Source organism: Peribacillus sp. YIM B13481, assembly GCF_042787985.1.
GTDB lineage: Bacteria > Bacillota > Bacilli > Bacillales > DSM-1321 > Peribacillus > Peribacillus simplex_A.
Genome location: NZ_JBHZPE010000007.1, coordinates 75,906 through 96,051, shown reverse-complemented (window position 1 = coordinate 96,051; position 20,146 = coordinate 75,906). Strand labels below are relative to the sequence as shown.

Here is a 20,146-nt window from a genome sequence, read left to right as displayed (position 1 = left end):
TATTTATTTTTCTTCAACAGCAACTTTTTTTCTTTTAGCTGCTCTTTCACGTTCGTTTTTATCAAGAATTTTTTTACGAAGACGGATTGACTCCGGAGTTACTTCACAGTACTCATCGTCGTTCAAATACTCTAGAGCTTCTTCAAGAGACAAAATTCTTGGTTTCTTCATTGAAGAAGTTTGGTCTTTATTAGCTGAACGCATATTTGTCATTTGTTTCGCTTTTACGATATTAACAGTCAAATCGCTATCACGGTTATGTTCCCCGACAATCATACCTTCATAAATATCAGTACCTGGCTCAATGAAAATGACGCCGCGGTCTTCTACTTGCATCGTACCATATTGTGTAGTTTTTCCAGATTCCATTGAAACAAGTACACCTTGACGTCTTCCGCCGACTTGACCTTGGGCCATTGGTTGGTAGCTGTCAAATGAGTGGTTCATGATACCATAACCACGTGTGATTGTTAAGAACTCAGTAGAATAACCAATAAGTCCGCGAGCTGGGATCGTGAATAGTAAACGAACTTGACCGCTTCCGCTATTAATCATATCCAACAATTCACCTTTACGTGCTCCCATGGATTCCATGATGGAACCAGTGTGCTCTTCAGGAACATCGATTTGAACACGTTCAACTGGCTCACAACGCACTCCATCAATCAAACGAACGATAACTTCAGGTTTAGAAACTTGCAGTTCATAACCTTCACGTCTCATGTTTTCAATTAAGATAGAAAGGTGAAGCTCTCCACGACCTGAAACAATCCAGACATCTGGAGAATCTGTATTTTCAACTCTTAAGCTAACATCAGTTTGCAATTGGCTTTTCAAACGCTCTTCAATTTTACGAGCTGTTACAAATTTACCTTCACGGCCTGCGAATGGGCTGTTGTTTACAAGGAAAGTCATTTGTAATGTTGGCTCATCGATACGTAGAATTGGAAGGGCATCAGGATGTTCAATAGGACAAACTGTTTCCCCAACGTTAATATCTTCCATACCAGAAACAGCAATTAAATCACCGGCAACAGCTTCTTGGATTTCAACTTTTTTCAAGCCAATATAACCAAAGATTTTCGTTACACGGAATTGCTTAACCGATCCATCAAGTTTCATTAATGAAACTTGTTGACCTACATGCATTTTCCCACGGAATACACGGCCAACACCAATACGTCCTACATAATCATTGTAATCAAGTAAAGCCACTTGGAATTGAAGTGGTTCATCAGTGTTATCAATTGGTGCAGGAATCGTTTCGACGATTGTTTCGAATAATGGGGTCATGTCTTTTTCTTGTTTGGCAGGATCTGAATCCAAGCTTGCTGTACCAGCAATACCTGAAGTAAAGACAACAGGGAATTCTAATTGTTCTTCTTCAGCTCCAAGTTCGATGAATAAGTCAATTACTTCATCTACAACTTCGTTTGGACGGGCAGAGTCTTTATCAATTTTATTCACGACAACGATTGGCGTGATCTTTTGTTCCAATGCTTTTTTCAACACGAAACGAGTTTGCGGCATACATCCTTCATATGCATCAACAACAAGTAAAACACCATCAACCATTTTCATGATCCGTTCTACTTCACCACCAAAGTCGGCATGACCAGGTGTATCCAAAATATTGATTCTTGTATCTTGGTATTGAACTGCTGTATTTTTCGCAAGAATCGTAATTCCGCGTTCTTTTTCAATAGCATTAGAATCCATCGCACGTTCTTCCACATGTTCATTTTCACGGAAAGTACCAGATTGCTTAAGCAACTGATCCACTAATGTCGTTTTACCATGGTCAACGTGGGCAATGATGGCTATATTACGAATATTTTCTCTTAATTTCAAAAAATTCACTCCTAAAAAAGTTTGTGTTTAACGTATCACTAGTATTAACTTACATATTATATCACAAACATACTAGAAACAAATACAGAAATTATGTACAATAGATATATTAGGGGTGATATTAATGAATATTAAATGGAATTTCTTAATATTAGCGGTATTGGCAGCATCCAGCATTGGCTCCATTGGCATCTTCATTGCTGAAAAAAGCTTGCTTGGAATATTAGCTGCAATCGTTATACTTTGCGGAGTTATGGGGTTCGGTTTCACTCAAAAGAAGAAATTACGCGAAGCAGGAAAGTTATAATATTAAAACTCGCTGTCGGACAGCGAGTTTTTTTTGTTAATTATTTGAAATTTAGTTTTTCACCCCATACTTGCCGGAACCTGGAAAAACCATAACCTTTTCGGCTTACCATTAACTTTGGCCATGGCACTAATTGCCGGAAGTACCTGATAAGTATTTATCGAATACTTCTTTATGCAGCCTTGGTTTAGAAACGAAAAGTGAGTCACCTTCTAAAAAATCCAATTTGTCACCCTTAATATTACTAACTTCCCCGCCCACTTCCTCAACCAGGATAACTCCCCCGGCAAAGTCCCAGGGCATGAGTCTCATGGTTATGTATGCATCGATCCTTCCAGCTGCCACGAATGCAAGCTCCAATGCTGCCGAGCCATAGGAACGGGTCCCTCTTGCATCCCGAACAAGTGGTGCAAGAAGGCTCGGATCAATCCTACGGTTTTCCGTTACCCAGCTTGCATTAATGGAAACGATGGCTTTGCTTACTGATGCCTCTTCAAGGGATGGAAGCCTTTGATCATTCATGAATGCTCCCTGCCCCTTAATCGCATGATATAATTCATCGGTAACCACATCATAAACCATACCAATTTTTCCGATGCCATCCTCATAAACCCCAAGAGAAATTGCAAAATTCCGCTGTTGATGAATGAAATTCAAAGTTCCATCAATCGGATCAATAATCCATACAGTTCCTTTTAGGTCTTTAATATCATTACCCATTCCCTCTTCACCAAAAATCCGGTGTTCAGGAAAGACTTCGCTAATCTTTTCACAAAAAAATTTTTCTATCGCTTTATCCATATTTGTAACTAAATCATTGGGATTCGTTTTCATTTCAATATTCAACTTGGTTTTAAAGGACGCCCTTAGCCTCGTACCCGCTTCTTTCATCCATAACTTAGCATATGTATCCATTTCACTAATCGATACCATTATAATATCCCCGTCCTTTTATGATCAGAAACTACATTAAAATGATCCTCTACTAAAGATTAAAGCAAATAGAGCTTGTCTTCAAGTTTTTAACATCTTAAATTTTCCATTATTAAAACAAAAATGAGGAATGATGGTTATCTTCCTCACCCATCCATTACGATTTCCCAATCATGAATAAGCCAGTACAAATACTTTCAAATAACTCTACCGGTTCCCTTCCTTATTAAATGGAGCCGCCCCAATGATGCTTGATTAAAAATACGCGGCCTTATATATATTGGACATTTAATGAAAAACGGACACATTATTTTTTAAATAAAATAAGTGTCCGTTCATCTATAATAAAATTCCTTGTATTGAAATTGATTCATTTCTTTCACTCATTCTCCTTCAAGATCTATGCAGCCAATCATTTACAAGGCTTTCAGTTTCAACAGTTCCAACCGGATGCGTTCAAGCCTTTGCTTACATTGTGACCTCTTTTGGTCATTCTCTTCACCAATTGCTTCAAAAAGGGTTGCTAATTCATAGTCCATTTCCATTCTTAACACTGCAGCTCTATGTCTTTCAACTTCTTTAGCTTTTAATGCTTGGTTCATGACTTGTTTCATAATTAACATTCTCCCTTCATCAATTAACTTAATCTTCTGAATTTATTTTATTTTATCATATGACTTCCTACCACAAATAGCAACTAATTTGTGCTTTAACCTATAAGGAATTTTGAAGTGCCCATCCAAATCATATTTTTTAAATTTCACTTTTACTTATGCTACAATATGTGCAGATATTACGGTAGGAGAGATGATTATGAATATAGCTAGTTTTACAGCTGATGATTTTAATGTTTTTAAAATTGATGGTTTGGAACCCCGAATGGATGCTTTAAAAGAACATATCCAGCCTAAACTACAAGCTCTTGGAGAGCAATTTTCACAACAACTGTCAGTTTTGACGGGCGAAGAAATGTACCCTCACGTCGCAAAGCATGCCAGACGGAAAGTGAATCCTCCTAATGATACATGGGTTGCTTTCGCTGCCAACAACAGAGGTTATAAAATGATGCCGCATTTCCAAATTGGGTTGTGGGAGACACATATGTTCATTTGGTACGCCGTCATTTATGAAGCACCTAATAAAATTGAAATCGGAAAGCATCTTGAGCAGCAGGCGGACCGGTTAGTGAATAGCATTCCCACCCATTATGTTTGGTCAATGGACCATACAAAACCTGATGTCATTCCTCACGATGGTCTTGGAGTCGATGATTTAAATTCAATGTTCACTCGCCTGCAAACTGTAAAGAAAGCCGAAATCCTATGCGGCATAAGAATTTCCCGTGATGACGCGATTAAGTTAAATGATAATGATTTCATTCAAACCATTCAAGATGCGTTTGAACATCTTTTACCCTTATATAAATTAAATTAAACACCTTTGAGCAGTATTCAGATTGAATTATCGGAATTAAACTGATTAAGAAAAAAGGAGAGCCCTGAAGGCCCTCCTTTCCTTATTTACGCACTAACCCTTTGCTAGCTTGTATCAAGTCACTAATTTGATCTTCTTTACCTGTTTCAAAGCATTCGATGATCCTGCTGCCTACAATGACACCATCGCAGTATTGCATTGCATCACGGACATGATCTGGCGTCGATATGCCGAACCCAGCAAGAACGGGAACGGGACTTAGCTCTTTTACCTTCTTTAAATAGCCTCCAACTTCTTCCCCGAAGGCTTCACGGGTGCCTGTAATGCCTTTGACTGTAACTGCGTAGATAAAACCCTCAGCCCCTGCGGTAATCTCGGTGATACGTTCTTTCGAAGACGTGAGTGTCACAAGTCGAATAAGAACGATCCCTGCAGTTTTGATTGATGAAAAGATGGCTTCTTCTTCAATCGGTAAATCGGGGATGATGCACCCGGAAATTCCTGCTTGAAGACAATCATCCGTAAACTCTTTAAGTCCATATGCCAGGATTGAATTCGAATAACCCATTAAAATAATTGGAATGTTCACATCATCTTTGATTTCCATAACTTTTTTCAGGACATCTTTTAACGTTGTTCCATTATTCAAAGAACGGATGCCAGCCTGTTGGATAACCGGTCCATCTGCGACAGGGTCAGAGAATGGTATTCCTAGTTCAACAGCTGTCGCCCCGTTGCTTTCAAGGAAAAGAAGCTGGCTCCTTAAGCGTTCAAGACCGCCATCACCTGCCATAATATAAGGAATGAATGCTTTTTCCTGCTTTATTTGACATTCTTCAAGCGCTTTTGTCAATTTATTCATGTTCACTACCCCCTATTAATGATTGGACTGTTTCTACATCCTTATCACCACGGCCAGACAGGCAAATCACCAGTCCTGTTCCTTTCTCCATTTGTTTAGCAAGTTTTAAACCATAGGAAATGGCATGTGAACTTTCCAAAGCAGGGATGATCCCTTCTTCCCTTGAAAGCATCACTAGAGCTTCCAATGCTTCATCATCGGTTACGGAAGTATACACCACCCGATTGGTATCCTTTAAATAACTATGTTCAGGCCCTACCCCCGGATAATCCAACCCTGCTGAAATTGAATGTGCCTCCTGGATCTGACCGTCCTCGTTCTGCAATACATACATGAATGCCCCGTGGAGCACCCCAGGTTTCCCCTTCGTCAAACTTGAAGCATGTAATGGTGTTTCCAGTCCATGACCTGCCGCTTCCACTCCATATAATTTTACCGTTTCATCCTCAATGAAGGGATAGAACATCCCCATGGCATTACTGCCTCCACCTATGCAAGCGACTACTGCATCCGGAAGGGAATGAACAGTCTCCGAATACTGGCGCTTTGTTTCATTCCCTATCACACTTTGAAAATCTCGTACAATAACGGGGAATGGATGCGGTCCAAGTACTGATCCCATTATATAATGGGTGTCATCCACGTTCGCAACCCAATAACGTAACGCCTCATTCACTGCATCCTTCAGTGTCCCGCTTCCTTGTGATACAGATATGACCTTGGCTCCCAAAAGCTCCATCCTGAACACATTCAATTTCTGTCTCCTGATATCTTCTTCTCCCATAAAAATGATGCATTCCAACTTCAGCAAAGCACACACAGTCGCAGTTGCAACGCCATGCTGACCTGCACCCGTTTCGGCAATCACCTTTTTCTTGCCCATTTTCTGAGTCAGCAAAGCCTGACCGATCGTATTATTAATTTTGTGGGCTCCGGTATGATTCAAGTCCTCACGCTTCAGATAAATATCTGCACCACCCGCTAGTTTCGTTAAGTTCTCCGCAAAATAAAGTGGTGTTTCACGACCAATATATTGTTTCAGGTAATAGCTTAGCTGTTTTTGGAATTCCGGATCCTTTTTAGATTGTTCATATGCATCTTCAAGCTCCATAATCGCCGACATTAAAGTTTCCGGAACGAAACGGCCTCCATACGCTCCAAAATGTCCAGTTTTATCAGGCTGTGTATAAGTACTCATCTATTCATTCCTCTTTTCCGGCTGTATATTTCGCCTCATTTATAAATGCTTTTATTTTTACAGCATCTTTTAATCCGTTTGTTTCAACACCACTAGCTACGTCAACTGCGAATGGTGAAACGGCACTGATCGCTTTTCCGACATTTCCAGGAGTCAGCCCACCCGCTAGAATCACCTTTCCCCGTGGCAGATCCGCTTTTCGGATCATTTCCCAGTCCAAAGTCAGCCCCTTACCAGATGAACCTTTAGGTAGATCCACTAAAATAAAATCCGCTGGGTACTCATGAAGGTTTTCAAGGTCTTGCTCTGATTCGATTGCAAAGGCCTTTATCACCGGTAGGGGCATTCTGCGGGCGAAACTGGCAGACTCGTTGCCATGAAGCTGAATATAATCCAACCCTGCAATTTCAGCACTTTTTATCACTTCTTGTTCAGTTTGATTGGCAAACACTCCGACTTTTTTCACATGTCCAGGTAGATTAGCTCCGAATTCACCCACTAAATCTGGCTCGACTTTCCTGCTACTCTCGGCAAAAATGAATCCAATAAAGTCTGCCCCGGATTTAACAGCAGTCTGAGCAGCTGCCAATGTCTTAATCCCACAGATTTTCACTAACATATTAATCTCCTTATATACTCATTTGCAGTTCTGCCATCGTATGTGGAAGATTTGATGAAGTCATAAGCGTCTCCCCGACTAAAATCCCTTTTGCCCCAGCTTCCTTCACACGCATTACGTCTTCTTTTGTCTTGATTCCACTTTCACTGATAATGATGTGGCTTTTTGGATCAAGTAAATTCGCCAGTCGTTCCGTTACAGCCAAATCCACTTTGAAGGTCTTTAGATTCCGATTGTTGATCCCTATGAGCTCTGCGTTTAGTTCGAGCGCTCGTTCCAGTTCGGCTTCATCATGGACTTCTGTTAATACTTCAAGCCCTTTATTTTTTGCATATTGATATAATTCATGAAGGCGTCCTTTAGAAAGTGCTGCGACAATTAATAGAATGATGGTTGCACCACTTTGATAGGCACGATCGATTTGGATTTCATCGATGATGAAATCTTTGCACAACCTGGGAATCCGTATGGCTTCGCTTACGTTTCTCAAATCGGCAATGGATCCTTTAAAGAAAACCTCATCCGTCAATACGGATATCGCTGCCGCTCCTCCCCTTTCATATGAAAGAGCCTGCTCGATTGGATTTACATTGATTTTAATGTCCCCTTTTGAAGGGGACGCCCGTTTTATTTCAGCGATAACCGCCATTGATTTTGCCATTTTCAAATTTTCTACCAGAGATGGTCTGACTATGTTGATCATGACCGAATCATCTAAATCCATTTCTTTTTTTAATTTTGCTACTTCGACCTTTTTCTGTTCGATGATTTTCGTTAAAATATTTTCCATTTACATGACCACCTTATTTCTTTTGCCATAAGCAATTATATTTTCTAACTTTTCAAGAGCCGATCCGCTATCAATGCTTTCTTTGGCCATGGAGATTCCTTTTTTGATCGTTGCTGCCGTACCATGTGCGTATAATCCCAATCCAGCATTCAATAAAACGGTATCACGATATGCCCCTTTTTCCCCTTTAAGAAGGCGGAGCATAATATCGGCATTTTGTTTGGCGTCACCGCCACGGATGGCATCATTTCCGTAAACCGGCAGATCCACTTCTTCAGGATGCAGCGTAAATGGGATAATGTCCCCTTGTTCCAACAGCACAAGTGAATTTTCACCCTGGAGGCTTGCTTCATCCATAAAACCGGCACCATTGATCACGACCGCACGTGTCCTGCCTAATTTATGCAGGACTTCCGCAAATAGCTCGAGCATATCGCGTCGATTAATTCCCAATAATTGAGTGTCAAGTTGGACTGGGTTTGTCAAAGGTCCGATAAGATTAAATATTGTCGGGATTTTCAATTCTTTTCTGACTTTCATGATTCGTGCAATATTAGGGTGGACGGATGGTGCAAATAGGAATGTGATCCCATTTTCCTCCAACAGTTCTTTTAACATGTAAGGCTCCAAGTACAAATTAACACCTAGCTCTTCCAATACATCCGCACTGCCCGTTTTACTTGAAATGCTCCGGTTTCCATGTTTGGCAACCTTGACACCTGCCCCTGCCAGTACAAAAGCCGATGCGGTACTTATATTGAAGCTTTGTGATCCATCTCCTCCCGTCCCGCAATTATCCATTACATTAAGGGAGCTTGTTTGCACACTTCTTGCTTCTTTTCTCATGACTCGGACAAGGCTTGCTATTTCACCTGCCGTTTCCCCTTTGGATTTTAGGGCTATGATGAAAGCTGAAATTTCGCTTTCGGTGATATCTTTAGAAAATAACGCTTGGGCTGCTCTGCTCATCTCTTCTTCCGTCAATGTTTGACGCTCTGCTAACTTCGCTAAATACTCCTTCACCGCTAACTCCCCCAGTCGTTTTTTATAAAACGGATTTTTCCTTCCCTGATTGGAAGGTTCCGGCAATCTTATAAAATTGATGTAATAATTCCTTGCCGATTTTCGTCCCTATTGATTCAGGGTGGAATTGTAAACCGTATAGCGGGTAATCTTGATGTTTTAGAGCCATGATTTCCCCATCATCCAATGCTACTGCCGTCACAGTCAGTTCCTTTGGCAAACTCGCCCTTTCAACTACGAGGGAATGATATCGCATTACCGGGAATTCTAAGTCCTGTTTGGCAAATACCCCTGTTCCCTCATGCTTGATAACCGATGTTTTCCCGTGCATGATATGTTTTGCCCCAACCACATTCGCACCAAAAACCGCACCAATGGCTTGATGCCCCAAACATATGCCTAAAAGCGGGACCTTTTCATAAAAATTACGGATGATCTCCATACTGATACCGGCATCTTCCGGCCGGCCAGGTCCCGGAGAAATGACGATTGCCATTGGATTCAATTCCTCAATTTCAGCAAGAGTGATTTCGTCATTCCTTTTTACTAAGATTTCATTTTCTACTTCTCCTAAATATTGGTATAAGTTGTAAGTAAAAGAGTCATAGTTATCAATTAATAAAATCATTTTGTGTGAACCTCCATAAGAGCGCGTGCTTTATTTTGTGTTTCTTCATATTCCGTTTTTGGATCTGAATCATATACAATACCTGCTCCTGCCTGTACATATGCCTTGCCATCTTTTATGATCATCGTCCGAATGGCTAAAGCCATATCAAGATCCCCTCCAAAACCTATGAATCCTATCGATCCCGAATACATCCCGCGTTTACAATTTTCCAGTTCATTAATCAGCTCCATTGCCCTGATTTTAGGAGCACCCGAAACTGTCCCAGCAGGGAGGCAGACCGTCAGCGCATCTAAACTCGTGAACCCTTCCCTAAGCTTTCCGCTAACCTTTGAAGCAATATGCATGACATGCTGATATCTTTGAATTTCCATTTCCTCGGTAAGGTGAATTGAACCGATTTCGCAAACCCTGCCAAGATCATTCCTACCCAAATCAACAAGCATCTTATGCTCGGCAAGTTCCTTTTCATCCATCAGCAGGCTTTTTTCGAAGCCTTTATCTTCTTCATCCGTTTTCCCTCTCGGCCGTGTACCGGCAATGGGATTAACATGAACCATTCCTGATGAAACATTGATCAAACTTTCTGGAGACGACCCTATAATGGTATATTCACCAAATTCAATATAAAACATATAAGGAGATGGGTTAGCTAATCGCAGACGACGGTAGGCATCGAAAGGCTCCCCATCGAAGTCCGCCTTAAATCGTTGTGATAAAACAACTTGGAACACCTCACCAGCCACAATCGCCGCTTTAATTTCAAGGACCATTTTCTCGAATTCATCCTGACTGAAATTCGACTTGAATTCCAAATATTCCGACGATATTTCTTTTGACGGTTTGCTTGCCTGATTGATTTTTTCCTTCATCCCCAATAAACTTTTTTCACCATCTTCTTCCGCGGTCAACAGATGAATCTTCTGCAGGACATGGTCGAATATATACAGTTCTTTTAAAAAAAGAAAATGTGCATCAGGCATCTGCAGAGAATCAGGAGGCACCGGGCCAATATTTTCATATAGGCGAATGATATCATAACCCATATATCCGATCGCGCCTCCATTAAATGGAGGAAGATGTACGGGGGCCTCTCCTATCTCCACTAACAATTCACTTTTTAGAAACTCGATGATATTGATGCTCTTTACGAATTCGTCACCTGTTTCAGGGTCTTTCACAATTACTTGATCAGCAAGTGAAGTCACCTCCAGGTATGGGTTTGAACCTAGATAAGAGTAGCGGCCGTTGTCATGATGCGAATTTGAACTTTCCAATAAAAATTTCTGTTCATCATCTAATTTTTGAAATATTGCGATGGGTGTATGAATATCCCCTTCAATTGTTTCCATTTTAAAGCGAAGTATTTTTTTTTCATCCAAATTGTTCATCCCAATTCCCTCCTGATTCTTAAACGATCATGTAAACTGCCGATGAAACCCTTTTGTTCTCCAAGGTATATTGAAAATCCATAAAAAAATCCCCTGCAAACACAAATATGTGTCTGCAGAGGACGGTATACCGCGGTGCCACCTCAAGTTGGAAAAACTCATCATTTTTCCCTCTTAAGCAAGAAATCAAAATTTCTTGCCAATACCCTTTAACGGTGGCAGCCGAGTTTCCCTACTTATTTCAAGAAACCACTCATAAGTCCATTCATCTTCTTATATCGTACCGGTTTCCACCTATTCCGGCTCTCTGTAACGCATCTAAAAAGATTACTACTCTTATTCATAGATTTAATTATCATTTTCATAAAAACGCAAAAAGGGCCCTCATCCAAAGGACGAGGAACCCGTGGTACCACCTTAATTAGCTAAATTAGCTCACTTTACGGCATTAACATGCCTATCTCCAATAACGATGAGATAATCGCCAAAGCCTACTCCGTCCATCCGTTTCGGTTTGGGGCTCGGAAGTCCATTCGCTTAAATTCGTTCACCAGTTTTCAGCAACCACTGGCTCTCTGCAGAACAGCATTAAGGTACTCTTCTTCGTCACTGCCTTTATCTTTTTCTTGATTATTATGTTAAAACAATCTTTTCAGTAAGTCAATGGAGTTCTCTAAAAATTATATTTTTAATTTTTCATTTTTATCCATTCTCCGTCTTCTATTCCTTTTGCCTTCTTAATTACAAGATATGATGAATAGTTGCTGACTGACTCAAACTCATCCGTATACTTTTTCTCATCCGCCTTACCTGGGACTATTTCCTTGAACCTTCGGTAGGCTTTCATAAATTCTTCCTTTTGTATTTTATTTTCATAAGCCTTTTCTACAGCTTCAAAGAATTTGATCACATCTACGATTTCTTCAGTAGACCAATCAAGATCCATTGGATATTGATAATCCATACCCTAAACACGCTCCTTCTAGATAGTTTTTCATGCTGTCCGGCAGACCATGCATCATCAGTCTGCCCATTTTGAACGAATTGCTTCCGCCTGGTAGATAATCCGGCTGATTAGGTCAGCAGTCGATGGTACATCATGAATCAGCCCCATCACTTGTCCAGCCCAGGCATACCCTTCACCTTCAACACCATCATGGATATAACGCTGGTTCGCTTTTCCACTTATGTAATCCTTCAGTTGCTCATATCCGCCATTTTCTTTTTCTATTTCAAGGATCTTTTCAGTCCAGCTATTTGCAATTACCCTGGCTGGGGCACCAATGGACCGCTTAATGACAACGGTATCATTTTCTGTGCCGGAAACCAAGGCATTTTTATATAATTCATGTGCGTGAACACACTCCTTGACTGCTATGAATCGTGTTCCCATCTCGATTCCATCGGCACCAAGTGCCAACGCTGACATCAAACCGCGCCCATCGCCAAAACCACCCGAGGCGATGACTGGAATTTTAACGGAATCCACAACTTGAGGAATTAACACGGAAGTTCCAATATCATCACGGCCTAAATGTCCACCGCCCTCCTGACCAACTACCATCACTGCATCTGCACCAAGCTGTTCAGCCTTCACTGCCTGTCTTCTTGCAGCAACAAGCACCAGTTTTTTCACCTGAGTACCTTTGACGTAATCAAGAAATGGTGAAGGGTTACCGCCTGTTACGGAAACAACTGCGATATCCTCTTTCAAGGCTGCTTCAAGCATGTGTTCATAAGGCCTTCCATGCTGACCGATTGCAAAGTTCACACCAAACGGTTTATCCGTCATTGATTTAGTTTTTCTTATTTCATCTACCAGTTGCTCTGGGTTGTCCAAGGACATGGCCGTTACCTGCCCTAGCCCCCCTGCATTCGAAACTGCCGCAGCCAGGTCTGCATATGCTAAATGAGCCAGTCCCCCTTGTACGATTGGGTATTGAATCCCTAACAAATCGGTCACACGCGTATTCCACTCCAAGCTCCTCATCTCCCTTTTTAATGGTTTGTTTTACTTATAAGCAATTTATATCACAGCTTTATTATGGCAAATATAATTTACCCGTTCAATTTTTAAACTCATACCCATTCAATATTTATAAAAGAAGAATTCTTGGGTCAATCCAGTTAATACTAGGGATATAGACAATTATAACCGGCTGTTATTTTTATTGGGCCCCATAATATCAAAGAAATTTAGAAATTGTTTATGTCAGTACATTAAAGTCACGCTAGGCATTTATTATAAGACGTGCTATAATTCATTTGTTTTATGTCTATCCAAAAGACCATTTGAATGGAATCGGAGAAACATGCGATCGTTAATAATTGGGAGTATATCTCCCCAATATTTCGTACCTATTATATTGAAAAGGGGCTACAAAGAATTGTCACAGAATGAAACACCCTTATACACTGCCTTATTGCAGCACGCAAAAAAAAATCCCGTTCAATTTCATATTCCAGGTCATAAAAAAGGAAAAGGAATGGACGCTGATTTCCGTGATTTTATTGGAGAAAATGCATTATCCATAGATTTAATCAATATAGCACCACTCGATGATCTCCATCAGCCAAAGGGCATCATTAAACAAGCTCAGGATCTTGCCGCTGAAGCTTTTGGTGCAGATCACACATTCTTTTCCGTTCAAGGAACAAGCGGAGCAATCATGACTATGGTCATGACAGTCTGCGGCCCTGGGGACAAAATCATCGTTCCGAGGAATGTGCATAAATCCGTAATGTCTGCCATTGTATTTTCCGGAGCGGTTCCCGTTTTCATCAATCCTGAAATAGATAAGGACTTGGGCATTTCACACGGAATAACCATCGATGCCGTTGAAAAAACTTTAAGTGAACATAGTGATGCAAAAGGATTGCTTGTAATCAACCCCACCTATTTCGGCATTTCGGCTGATTTGCAAAAAATAGTGGAAGTTGCTCATTCCTACCAAATCCCAGTACTCGTAGATGAAGCACACGGTGTCCATATTCACTTCCATGAGGACTTGCCGATGTCAGCCATGCAAGCCGGAGCAGATATGGCTGCTACGAGTGTTCATAAACTGGGCGGTTCACTAACGGGAAGTTCCATATTAAATGTTAAGAATGGACTGGTTTCTGCAAATCGTGTTCAATCAATTTTGAGCATGCTCACTACTACCTCAACCTCCTATATCCTTCTAGCTTCTCTGGATACAGCTAGAAGACAACTTGCGACGGTAGGCAGGGAAATGATCGATGAAGCCATAAATCTTGCAGGATATATCCGTGAGGCCGTGAATGAGATTCCTTATCTATTATGTGTCGGCAGCGAAATCCTAAGCAGTAAGGCAGCCTTTAGTTATGATCCGACTAAACTGATCATTTCCATTAAGGAATTGAATATTACCGGGTACGACGTTGAGAAATGGCTTCGTGAAAAGCATAATATCGAAGTGGAGCTTTCCGACTTGTACAATATCCTTTGCCTGATAACACCGGGGGACTCAAAAACAGAAGCGGACCTGCTGATTGCTGCCCTTAGAGACTTATCGAATGAGTTTAAGGAAATGGCTGCAGAACATGAAAAAATTGAAGTACTGCTTCCTGATACACCTCCACTGGCTTTATCTCCCAGGGAAGCTTTTTATGCAGAAACCGAAGTAGTTCCCATCGAGGAATCCGTTGGCAAAATCAGCGCTGAATTCATCATGGTTTACCCGCCGGGAATCCCGATCTTTATACCCGGTGAACTGATAACCGAAGATAATATCAATTACATCCGGAAGAACATCGAGGCAGGCCTACCAGTTCAAGGTCCAGAGGATCCAGAGATAAAATATTTACGCATCATTAAAAACTGATTGAATTTCATCAAACCGGAGCAGATACCTGCTCTGGTTTTTTTGCCCATTCTATTGTTTCAATTGTAATTGAGCAAAGTGCACTTGTCGAAAACGGAAGAATACTCCCTTATTAACTCCTATAAAAAGGGTGCTCCAGGTTGCAATCCTGAAACACCCTTAAATTCTATTAATCTTTAAGTTCTTTTTCCATTTATTTTTCAGAGGCAGCTGTATCACAGCATTGGCAGTTGTGATTGTGTGTATAAAGTACACTTACTTTTTCATCTTCAAAATGTTCAATCGTGCTATTGCAAGTTTGACATACGATAGTTCCCATTTTTACAACCCCTTCCTCTATATTGTATGCATTAATAACGTAATGTAACCGCTTTATATGAATTATAATATAACACATTTATTATTTCAAGCCAAAAAGTATAACATATATATATTTTCCCATTTAATTCATTTGAGTTCAAACAATACAGGGTTCTCTGGGCTGTTTTTACATATTACACCATTCCAATCTCAGCCAAGCAACATTGAAAATGGAATTTTACCTATAAATTTACATATAGATTAGTATATAATACGAACATAAAATGTTAATATATACTTACATCTATAGATCTAAGGGGGTTCCAAATGACTGAAAATGCCTATATCAAACTTGTTCCCGAGTCCGTGAAAGCGACAGTAACCATCGAAGACGTTAAAGAATTACTGAATTATTATCAAATGATCACTGCGAAAACCGGAAAGCAACTGGATTGGGACTATGAAAAGAAAGCATTTCCTTATGAAATGAAAGAACCTGAAAGAATGAAAGATAAGGCAATATATCTTCAATCCAATGAGGATCGTTACCATATGATATTGATAGGCGTTGACCAAGAAGTCGTTAGGGATGAAGATGGATTAGAGCGGATTCAATCCTATATCCAATTCACTCTCCCAGAAACAGCAACTTCCGGTGATAAAGGAAAAGCAAATGAATTGTGCAAGTTCCTTGCAAAGAAATTACGGGCGCAGCTCCATCTCTTCAATAATCGAGTGATGTATTACTATTCTAGGAAATAAAAAACCTGCTGAAGCCGAAAATCAGCTCATGCAGGCGTTTCAATTAATTTTGGATCAAGGATCTTATAACCTTTCTTTTGTAACCCTTTCACGATATCCTCTATCGCTTCACTCGTCCATTTCCGGTCATGCATCAGTAAGTTCGCGCCATTTCCTAAATAAGGGCTGTTCCGCATGATTTCAGTTAAAGCTTTTTTATCTTGATATTCTTTTTCCCAGTCATATCCATATGTCCAATTCATGACCAACATTTTTTCTTTCTCAGCGACTTTTATTGAATGATCTGTATTCGATCCAAAAGGCGCCCTGAAATACTTAGGGCGTTCTCCGATAATACCCTCAACCAAATTGTTCAATTTTACGATTTCCCTCTCTTGTTCCTTTTCACTCAACTCTTTTAAATTCACATGAGAATATGTATGATTACCTATAGGAAAACCCATTTCATGAATTTCTTTTAGCATCGCTTTATTTTCATCATTTTCAAGAAAGTGACCATTCACGAAAAAAATCGCAGGTACCTCATGTCGTTTAAGGGTTTTGGCAATCTTTAGCGAATATTTATCAGGTGCATCATCAAAGGTTAACAAAACAACTTTCGGATTTGCATTCCCAATGGGTTTAAATGACCAATCATCTTTGTCCAACCGATATTCTGCCTTAACATTCATTTCCCCATTTGTTTTTGATGTTTCTACTTTCAGATCTTTCTCGTACTGGCTTTCATCTTGGACGGTAGTTGTCGTTTCCACACTTTTTTGATTCTCATGTTCAGTTTGATCGAGATTGGGTTCATTGCAGCCCATAAATAAAAATGATACAAATGTAAATAATACTAATACTTTGTTAATCATAGTTCCCCCGTGGATTCTTGTGTCGTTGTTTACCTTACGAAAATTTCAATAAACCGGTACAAGCGTTTCCAATAGGATTTGCAAAATACCGTAACATAATAAACTTATCACGGTAACAAGCAAGGTGCGCTTATTGGATTTTAAAATCATTTTACCAATGTAAATGGCTAAATAAGAGAAGACCAGAAACATGAATACTTTGAAAACAAATCGATCATTAACGGAAAGCCATTCAACTAATGTATACCCACTCCAAACGATTAGTTGAAAGAGGATTACCAGATAATTTTTCAAGTGATCCACCCCATTTTAATATGAATATATCAGCAATAAACTTTTTATTGGAAAAAATATTCGTTCAGCAAATCGCTCTTCTTATTTTTTATCCTCTTTTACCTTATTCAAACCTTTTCAAGGAAAAAAAGTAAGACGTCCTTTTTATAGCTTATGCACTTTTTGTCCTTTTCATTTAACTAGTGTAAAGAAAAATTTATGAATTGGGGTAATCCTTCATTTTATCTGGCAAATAAGAAAAAGCGTACTGCATTTGCAGTACGCTTTTATAAAATAATTACTTAATGATATGAATAGGAGTTCCAAGGGCAACTTCAGCAGCTTCCATTGTGATTTCCCCTAATGTTGGATGTGCATGGATTGTCATGGCGATATCTTCGGCAGTCATTCCCGCTTCGATAGCTAAACCAAGTTCTGCAATCATATCAGAAGCGTTTGGTCCTGCAATTTGTGCTCCTATAACCAATCCGTCTTCTTTGCGAGTGATAAGCTTCACAAATCCGTCCGTATTATTTAATGAAAGGGCACGTCCATTTGCAGCGAATGGGAATTTAGAAGCAAGAGCTTCGATTCCAGCTTCCTTCGCTTCTTTTTCATTATAACCGACAGAAGCAAGTTCCGGTTCAGAGAATACAACAGCCGGAATAGCAAGATAGTCGATTTCAGATGAATGTCCTGCAATGGCTTCAGCAGCAATTTTACCTTCATAAGAAGCTTTATGAGCCAACTGAGGTCCAGAAACGATATCTCCGATTGCATAAATGTTTTTCACGCTTGTACGGCATTGTTTATCCGTTTCGACCAAACCGCGGTCAGTCATTTTGATTCCGACTTGTTCCAAACCGATTTCTGCAGTATTAGGACGACGTCCCACTGTTACTAAAACGTAATCGGCTTCAACTTTTTTCTCTTCGCCTTTTACTTCATAAGTAACGGTTACACCTGTTTCAGTTTCTTCCACGCCTTTAGCATTTGCTTTAGTAACAATTTCAGCGCCCTTGTTTTTAAGGTTACGTTTAACAAGTGCTGCCATTTGTTTTTCAAAGCCTGCAGAAAGAATTTCTTCTGTACCTTCAAGGATGGTCACTTTAGTGCCAAAACTTGCGAACGCTCCGCCAAGCTCAGTACCAATATAACCTCCGCCGATTACCACGATCGAACTTGGAACTTCTTCCAGAGCAAGAGCACCAGTGGAATTAAGTACACGTTTCGTATATTTAAATGACGGAATCTCGATTGGCGATGAACCAGTAGCGATGATTGCGTTTTTAAATGTATATGTTTGCGCTGAGTCTTCATTCATAACACGGATGCTGTTTTCATCAACGAAGTAAGCTTCGCCAGTTACAACATCAACATTATTACCTTTTAACAGGCTGCTTACACCGCCAGTTAATTTTTTTACAACAGTACCTTTCCAAGCTTGTACTTTAGAAAAATCAACAGTAACTTTTTCTGCAAAGATACCCATGTCTTCTGAATGCTGAGCTTCATGGAAGCGGTGTCCTGCCGAAATTAAAGCTTTCGATGGGATACAGCCTACATTCAAACAAACTCCGCCGATTGTTCCTTTTTCAACGACCGTTACTTTCTGTCCAAGCTGCGCTGCGCGAATTGCGGCAACATATCCCCCTGGGCCTGAACCGATCACTAAAGTATCTGTTTCGATTGGAAAATCTCCTACTACCATTGTTTACGCCTCCATTAACAATAATTCTGGGTCGTTCAATAACTTTTTGATATGATTCAATGCATGCTGAGCAGTAGCCCCATCAATCATGCGGTGATCAAAGCTCAGTGATAATGCCAGAACTGGAGCGGCGATAATTTCCCCGTCGCGTACAATTGCTTTTTCGGCAATGCGTCCAATCCCTAGAATGGCAACTTCTGGATGATTGATTACAGGTGTGAACCATTGACCGCCTGCGGAACCGATATTCGTAATGGAGCAAGAAGCACCTTTCATTTCGTTAGGAGCCAATTTGCCGTCACGGGCTTTCGTCGCTAATTCATTAATTTCTTGTGAAATAGCAAAAGTTGATTTACGATCTGCATCTTTTACAACTGGAACGAGCAGTCCTTTGTCTGTGTCTGCAGCAATTCCGATATTGTAATAGTGTTTATGGATAATCTCACTAGCCTCATCATCAAATGATGTGTTTAGCATAGGGAATTCACGCAATGCACTTGTTAACGCTTTAACAACATAAGGTAGGAAAGTAAGCTTGATTCCTTTTTCTGCAGCAATTCCCTTGAATTTTTTACGGTGAGCAACCAATAGCGTCACATCGATTTCATCCATTAATGTTACATGTGGAGCTGTCTGTTTGGATTTAACCATTGCTTTGGCGATCGCTTTTCTCATACCGCTCATTTTCTCGCGAGTTTCAGGATATTGCCCTTCTGGAATTGAAACTTTTTGTTTTTCGGTTTTTTCCGTATCAGTTTGTTGTGAAGCTTCACTTTGAGCTGCTGGTTGCTGTGGAGCCGTTTTGCCGTTTTTGAAAGCATCGATGTCATCTTTCATGATGCGGCCGTTATCCCCAGAACCAGAAATCTCACGAATATTTACCCCTTGTTCGCGTGCATATTTTCTAACAGAAGGCATGGCGATAATACGTCGTGAAGGATCCGCCTCAACTTGTGGTTGTGATCCCGCGCCCGTTTCTGCACTATTTTCTTGAACCGGAGCAGCCTCTTTCTTGACTTCCTGTCCAGCTTCAGCTGTAGCTTGAACCTGGGCCTCCGTATTCTTAGCACCTTCTGCCTTCGCTTCTTCTCCATGATCCCCTTTAAACTGAAGATCTTCATATCCTGGAGCATCGAATGTTACAAGTACATCACCTACAACGGCAACCGTTCCTTCTTGAACAAGGATTTCTTCAACGGTACCTTCCACTGGTGATGGGATTTCAACAACGGCCTTATCGTTTTGAACCTCGCAAAGCACGTCATCTTCTTGAATCTTATCTCCTGGTTTTACAAACCATTTCACTATTTCACCTTCGTGTATACCTTCTCCGATATCAGGGAGTCTAAATTGGAATGCCACTGA

20 protein-coding genes, 2 pseudogenes and 2 other annotated features are annotated in these 20,146 nt (G+C 40.4%); of the genes and pseudogenes, 4 read left to right on the top strand and 18 right to left on the bottom strand.

The annotated features are described in order from the left end of the window. Positions 1 to 3 precede the first annotated feature (3 nt). Positions 4 to 1,851: a translational GTPase TypA gene (typA, locus tag ACFX4X_RS07055; RefSeq protein WP_061462284.1), complete on the bottom strand. Its 1,848-nt coding sequence runs from the start codon at positions 1,849 to 1,851 to the stop codon at positions 4 to 6. A 124-nt stretch (positions 1,852 to 1,975) separates the two neighbouring features. Here typA and ACFX4X_RS07050 point away from each other — a divergent pair, with 124 nt between their 5' ends. Continuing rightward, positions 1,976 to 2,158: a YlaF family protein gene (locus ACFX4X_RS07050; RefSeq protein WP_061462283.1), complete on the top strand. Its 183-nt coding sequence runs from the start codon at positions 1,976 to 1,978 to the stop codon at positions 2,156 to 2,158. A gap of 129 nt (positions 2,159 to 2,287) precedes the next feature. Here the strand turns inward: ACFX4X_RS07050 and ACFX4X_RS07045 are convergent, their stop codons facing one another. Together ACFX4X_RS07045 and ACFX4X_RS07040 are read right to left on the bottom strand one after the other, a co-directional pair. Continuing rightward, the gene (locus ACFX4X_RS07045; RefSeq protein ID WP_089362386.1) at positions 2,288 to 3,091 is read right to left on the bottom strand and encodes an inositol monophosphatase family protein; all 804 of its coding nucleotides are present in this window, start codon (positions 3,089 to 3,091) and stop codon (positions 2,288 to 2,290) included. Positions 3,092 to 3,507: 416 nt separating this feature from the next. Next, a complete protein-coding gene (locus ACFX4X_RS07040; RefSeq protein WP_034314018.1) occupies positions 3,508 to 3,705 on the bottom strand; it encodes a hypothetical protein in 198 nt (65 codons plus the stop codon). A 199-nt stretch (positions 3,706 to 3,904) separates the two neighbouring features. On the opposite strand from ACFX4X_RS07040, the gene ACFX4X_RS07035 reads away from it, so the two are divergent. Continuing rightward, entirely contained in the window at positions 3,905 to 4,525 is a 621-nt protein-coding gene (locus tag ACFX4X_RS07035) for a YktB family protein (protein ID WP_377382666.1), read from the top strand. An 82-nt stretch (positions 4,526 to 4,607) separates the two neighbouring features. On the opposite strand, the gene trpA is transcribed toward ACFX4X_RS07035, so the two are convergent. The 9 genes from trpA to ACFX4X_RS06990 all read right to left on the bottom strand — a co-directional run bounded on the left by trpA (position 4,608) and on the right by ACFX4X_RS06990 (position 13,017). Continuing rightward, positions 4,608 to 5,387 (bottom strand): tryptophan synthase subunit alpha, encoded by a 780-nt coding sequence (trpA, locus tag ACFX4X_RS07030; protein WP_284471335.1) that lies wholly within the window; start codon positions 5,385 to 5,387, stop codon positions 4,608 to 4,610. After that, on the bottom strand, positions 5,380 to 6,585 hold the full coding sequence (gene trpB, locus ACFX4X_RS07025; RefSeq protein WP_061462279.1) for a tryptophan synthase subunit beta: 1,206 nt from the start codon (positions 6,583 to 6,585) through the stop codon (positions 5,380 to 5,382). The genes trpA and trpB overlap by 8 nt, the downstream gene beginning before the upstream one ends. Positions 6,586 to 6,589: 4 nt before the next feature. After that, positions 6,590 to 7,204 (bottom strand): phosphoribosylanthranilate isomerase, encoded by a 615-nt coding sequence (locus tag ACFX4X_RS07020; protein ID WP_377382663.1) that lies wholly within the window; start codon positions 7,202 to 7,204, stop codon positions 6,590 to 6,592. A 10-nt stretch (positions 7,205 to 7,214) separates the two neighbouring features. Next, the gene (gene trpC, locus ACFX4X_RS07015; RefSeq protein ID WP_061462277.1) at positions 7,215 to 7,994 is read right to left on the bottom strand and encodes an indole-3-glycerol phosphate synthase TrpC; all 780 of its coding nucleotides are present in this window, start codon (positions 7,992 to 7,994) and stop codon (positions 7,215 to 7,217) included. Next, the gene (trpD, locus tag ACFX4X_RS07010) at positions 7,995 to 9,017 is read right to left on the bottom strand and encodes an anthranilate phosphoribosyltransferase (protein ID WP_061462276.1); all 1,023 of its coding nucleotides are present in this window, start codon (positions 9,015 to 9,017) and stop codon (positions 7,995 to 7,997) included. Positions 9,018 to 9,039: 22 nt separating this feature from the next. Then, on the bottom strand, positions 9,040 to 9,645 hold the full coding sequence (locus tag ACFX4X_RS07005; RefSeq protein ID WP_061462275.1) for an anthranilate synthase component II: 606 nt from the start codon (positions 9,643 to 9,645) through the stop codon (positions 9,040 to 9,042). Next, positions 9,642 to 11,036, bottom strand: coding sequence for an anthranilate synthase component I (gene trpE, locus ACFX4X_RS07000; protein ID WP_377382661.1), 1,395 nt, complete (start codon positions 11,034 to 11,036; stop codon positions 9,642 to 9,644). The genes ACFX4X_RS07005 and trpE overlap by 4 nt, the downstream gene beginning before the upstream one ends. 115 nt (positions 11,037 to 11,151) lie before the next feature. Continuing rightward, positions 11,152 to 11,389: a binding site (T-box leader), on the bottom strand. Between the two features lie 35 nt (positions 11,390 to 11,424). After that, positions 11,425 to 11,655: a binding site (T-box leader), on the bottom strand. Positions 11,656 to 11,724: 69 nt separating this feature from the next. Further along, positions 11,725 to 12,000, bottom strand: coding sequence for a UPF0223 family protein (locus ACFX4X_RS06995; RefSeq protein ID WP_061462273.1), 276 nt, complete (start codon positions 11,998 to 12,000; stop codon positions 11,725 to 11,727). A 57-nt stretch (positions 12,001 to 12,057) separates the two neighbouring features. Continuing rightward, entirely contained in the window at positions 12,058 to 13,017 is a 960-nt protein-coding gene (locus tag ACFX4X_RS06990) for an NAD(P)H-dependent flavin oxidoreductase (protein ID WP_284471339.1), read from the bottom strand. Between the two features lie 406 nt (positions 13,018 to 13,423). Between ACFX4X_RS06990 and ACFX4X_RS06985 the strand changes: the two genes are divergently transcribed. After that, positions 13,424 to 14,881 carry an aminotransferase class I/II-fold pyridoxal phosphate-dependent enzyme gene (locus ACFX4X_RS06985; RefSeq protein ID WP_125162545.1) on the top strand — a complete coding sequence of 486 codons (1,458 nt, stop codon included), beginning with the start codon at positions 13,424 to 13,426 and terminating at the stop codon, positions 14,879 to 14,881. Between the two features lie 193 nt (positions 14,882 to 15,074). On the opposite strand, the gene ACFX4X_RS06980 is transcribed toward ACFX4X_RS06985, so the two are convergent. Next, positions 15,075 to 15,200, bottom strand: coding sequence for a GapA-binding peptide SR1P (locus ACFX4X_RS06980; RefSeq protein WP_081108747.1), 126 nt, complete (start codon positions 15,198 to 15,200; stop codon positions 15,075 to 15,077). 308 nt (positions 15,201 to 15,508) lie between these two features. On the opposite strand from ACFX4X_RS06980, the gene ACFX4X_RS06975 reads away from it, so the two are divergent. Continuing rightward, entirely contained in the window at positions 15,509 to 15,943 is a 435-nt protein-coding gene (locus ACFX4X_RS06975; RefSeq protein WP_377382658.1) for a DUF1885 family protein, read from the top strand. A 26-nt stretch (positions 15,944 to 15,969) separates the two neighbouring features. Here the strand turns inward: ACFX4X_RS06975 and ACFX4X_RS06970 are convergent, their stop codons facing one another. The 5 genes and pseudogenes from ACFX4X_RS06970 to ACFX4X_RS06950 all read right to left on the bottom strand — a co-directional run. Further along, positions 15,970 to 16,797: a polysaccharide deacetylase family protein gene (locus ACFX4X_RS06970; protein WP_377382656.1), complete on the bottom strand. Its 828-nt coding sequence runs from the start codon at positions 16,795 to 16,797 to the stop codon at positions 15,970 to 15,972. A 45-nt stretch (positions 16,798 to 16,842) separates the two neighbouring features. Next, positions 16,843 to 17,100 carry a hypothetical protein gene (locus ACFX4X_RS06965; protein ID WP_309145510.1) on the bottom strand — a complete coding sequence of 86 codons (258 nt, stop codon included), beginning with the start codon at positions 17,098 to 17,100 and terminating at the stop codon, positions 16,843 to 16,845. 268 nt (positions 17,101 to 17,368) lie between these two features. Beyond that, positions 17,369 to 18,781: a dihydrolipoyl dehydrogenase gene (gene lpdA, locus ACFX4X_RS06960; RefSeq protein ID WP_061462268.1), complete on the bottom strand. Its 1,413-nt coding sequence runs from the start codon at positions 18,779 to 18,781 to the stop codon at positions 17,369 to 17,371. A 3-nt stretch (positions 18,782 to 18,784) separates the two neighbouring features. Continuing rightward, a pseudogene (locus ACFX4X_RS06955) lies at positions 18,785 to 19,735 on the bottom strand (dihydrolipoamide acetyltransferase family protein); the annotation flags it as partial. 243 nt (positions 19,736 to 19,978) lie between these two features. After that, a pseudogene (locus ACFX4X_RS06950) lies at positions 19,979 to 20,086 on the bottom strand (biotin/lipoyl-containing protein); the annotation flags it as partial. Positions 20,087 to 20,146: the final 60 nt, after the last annotated feature.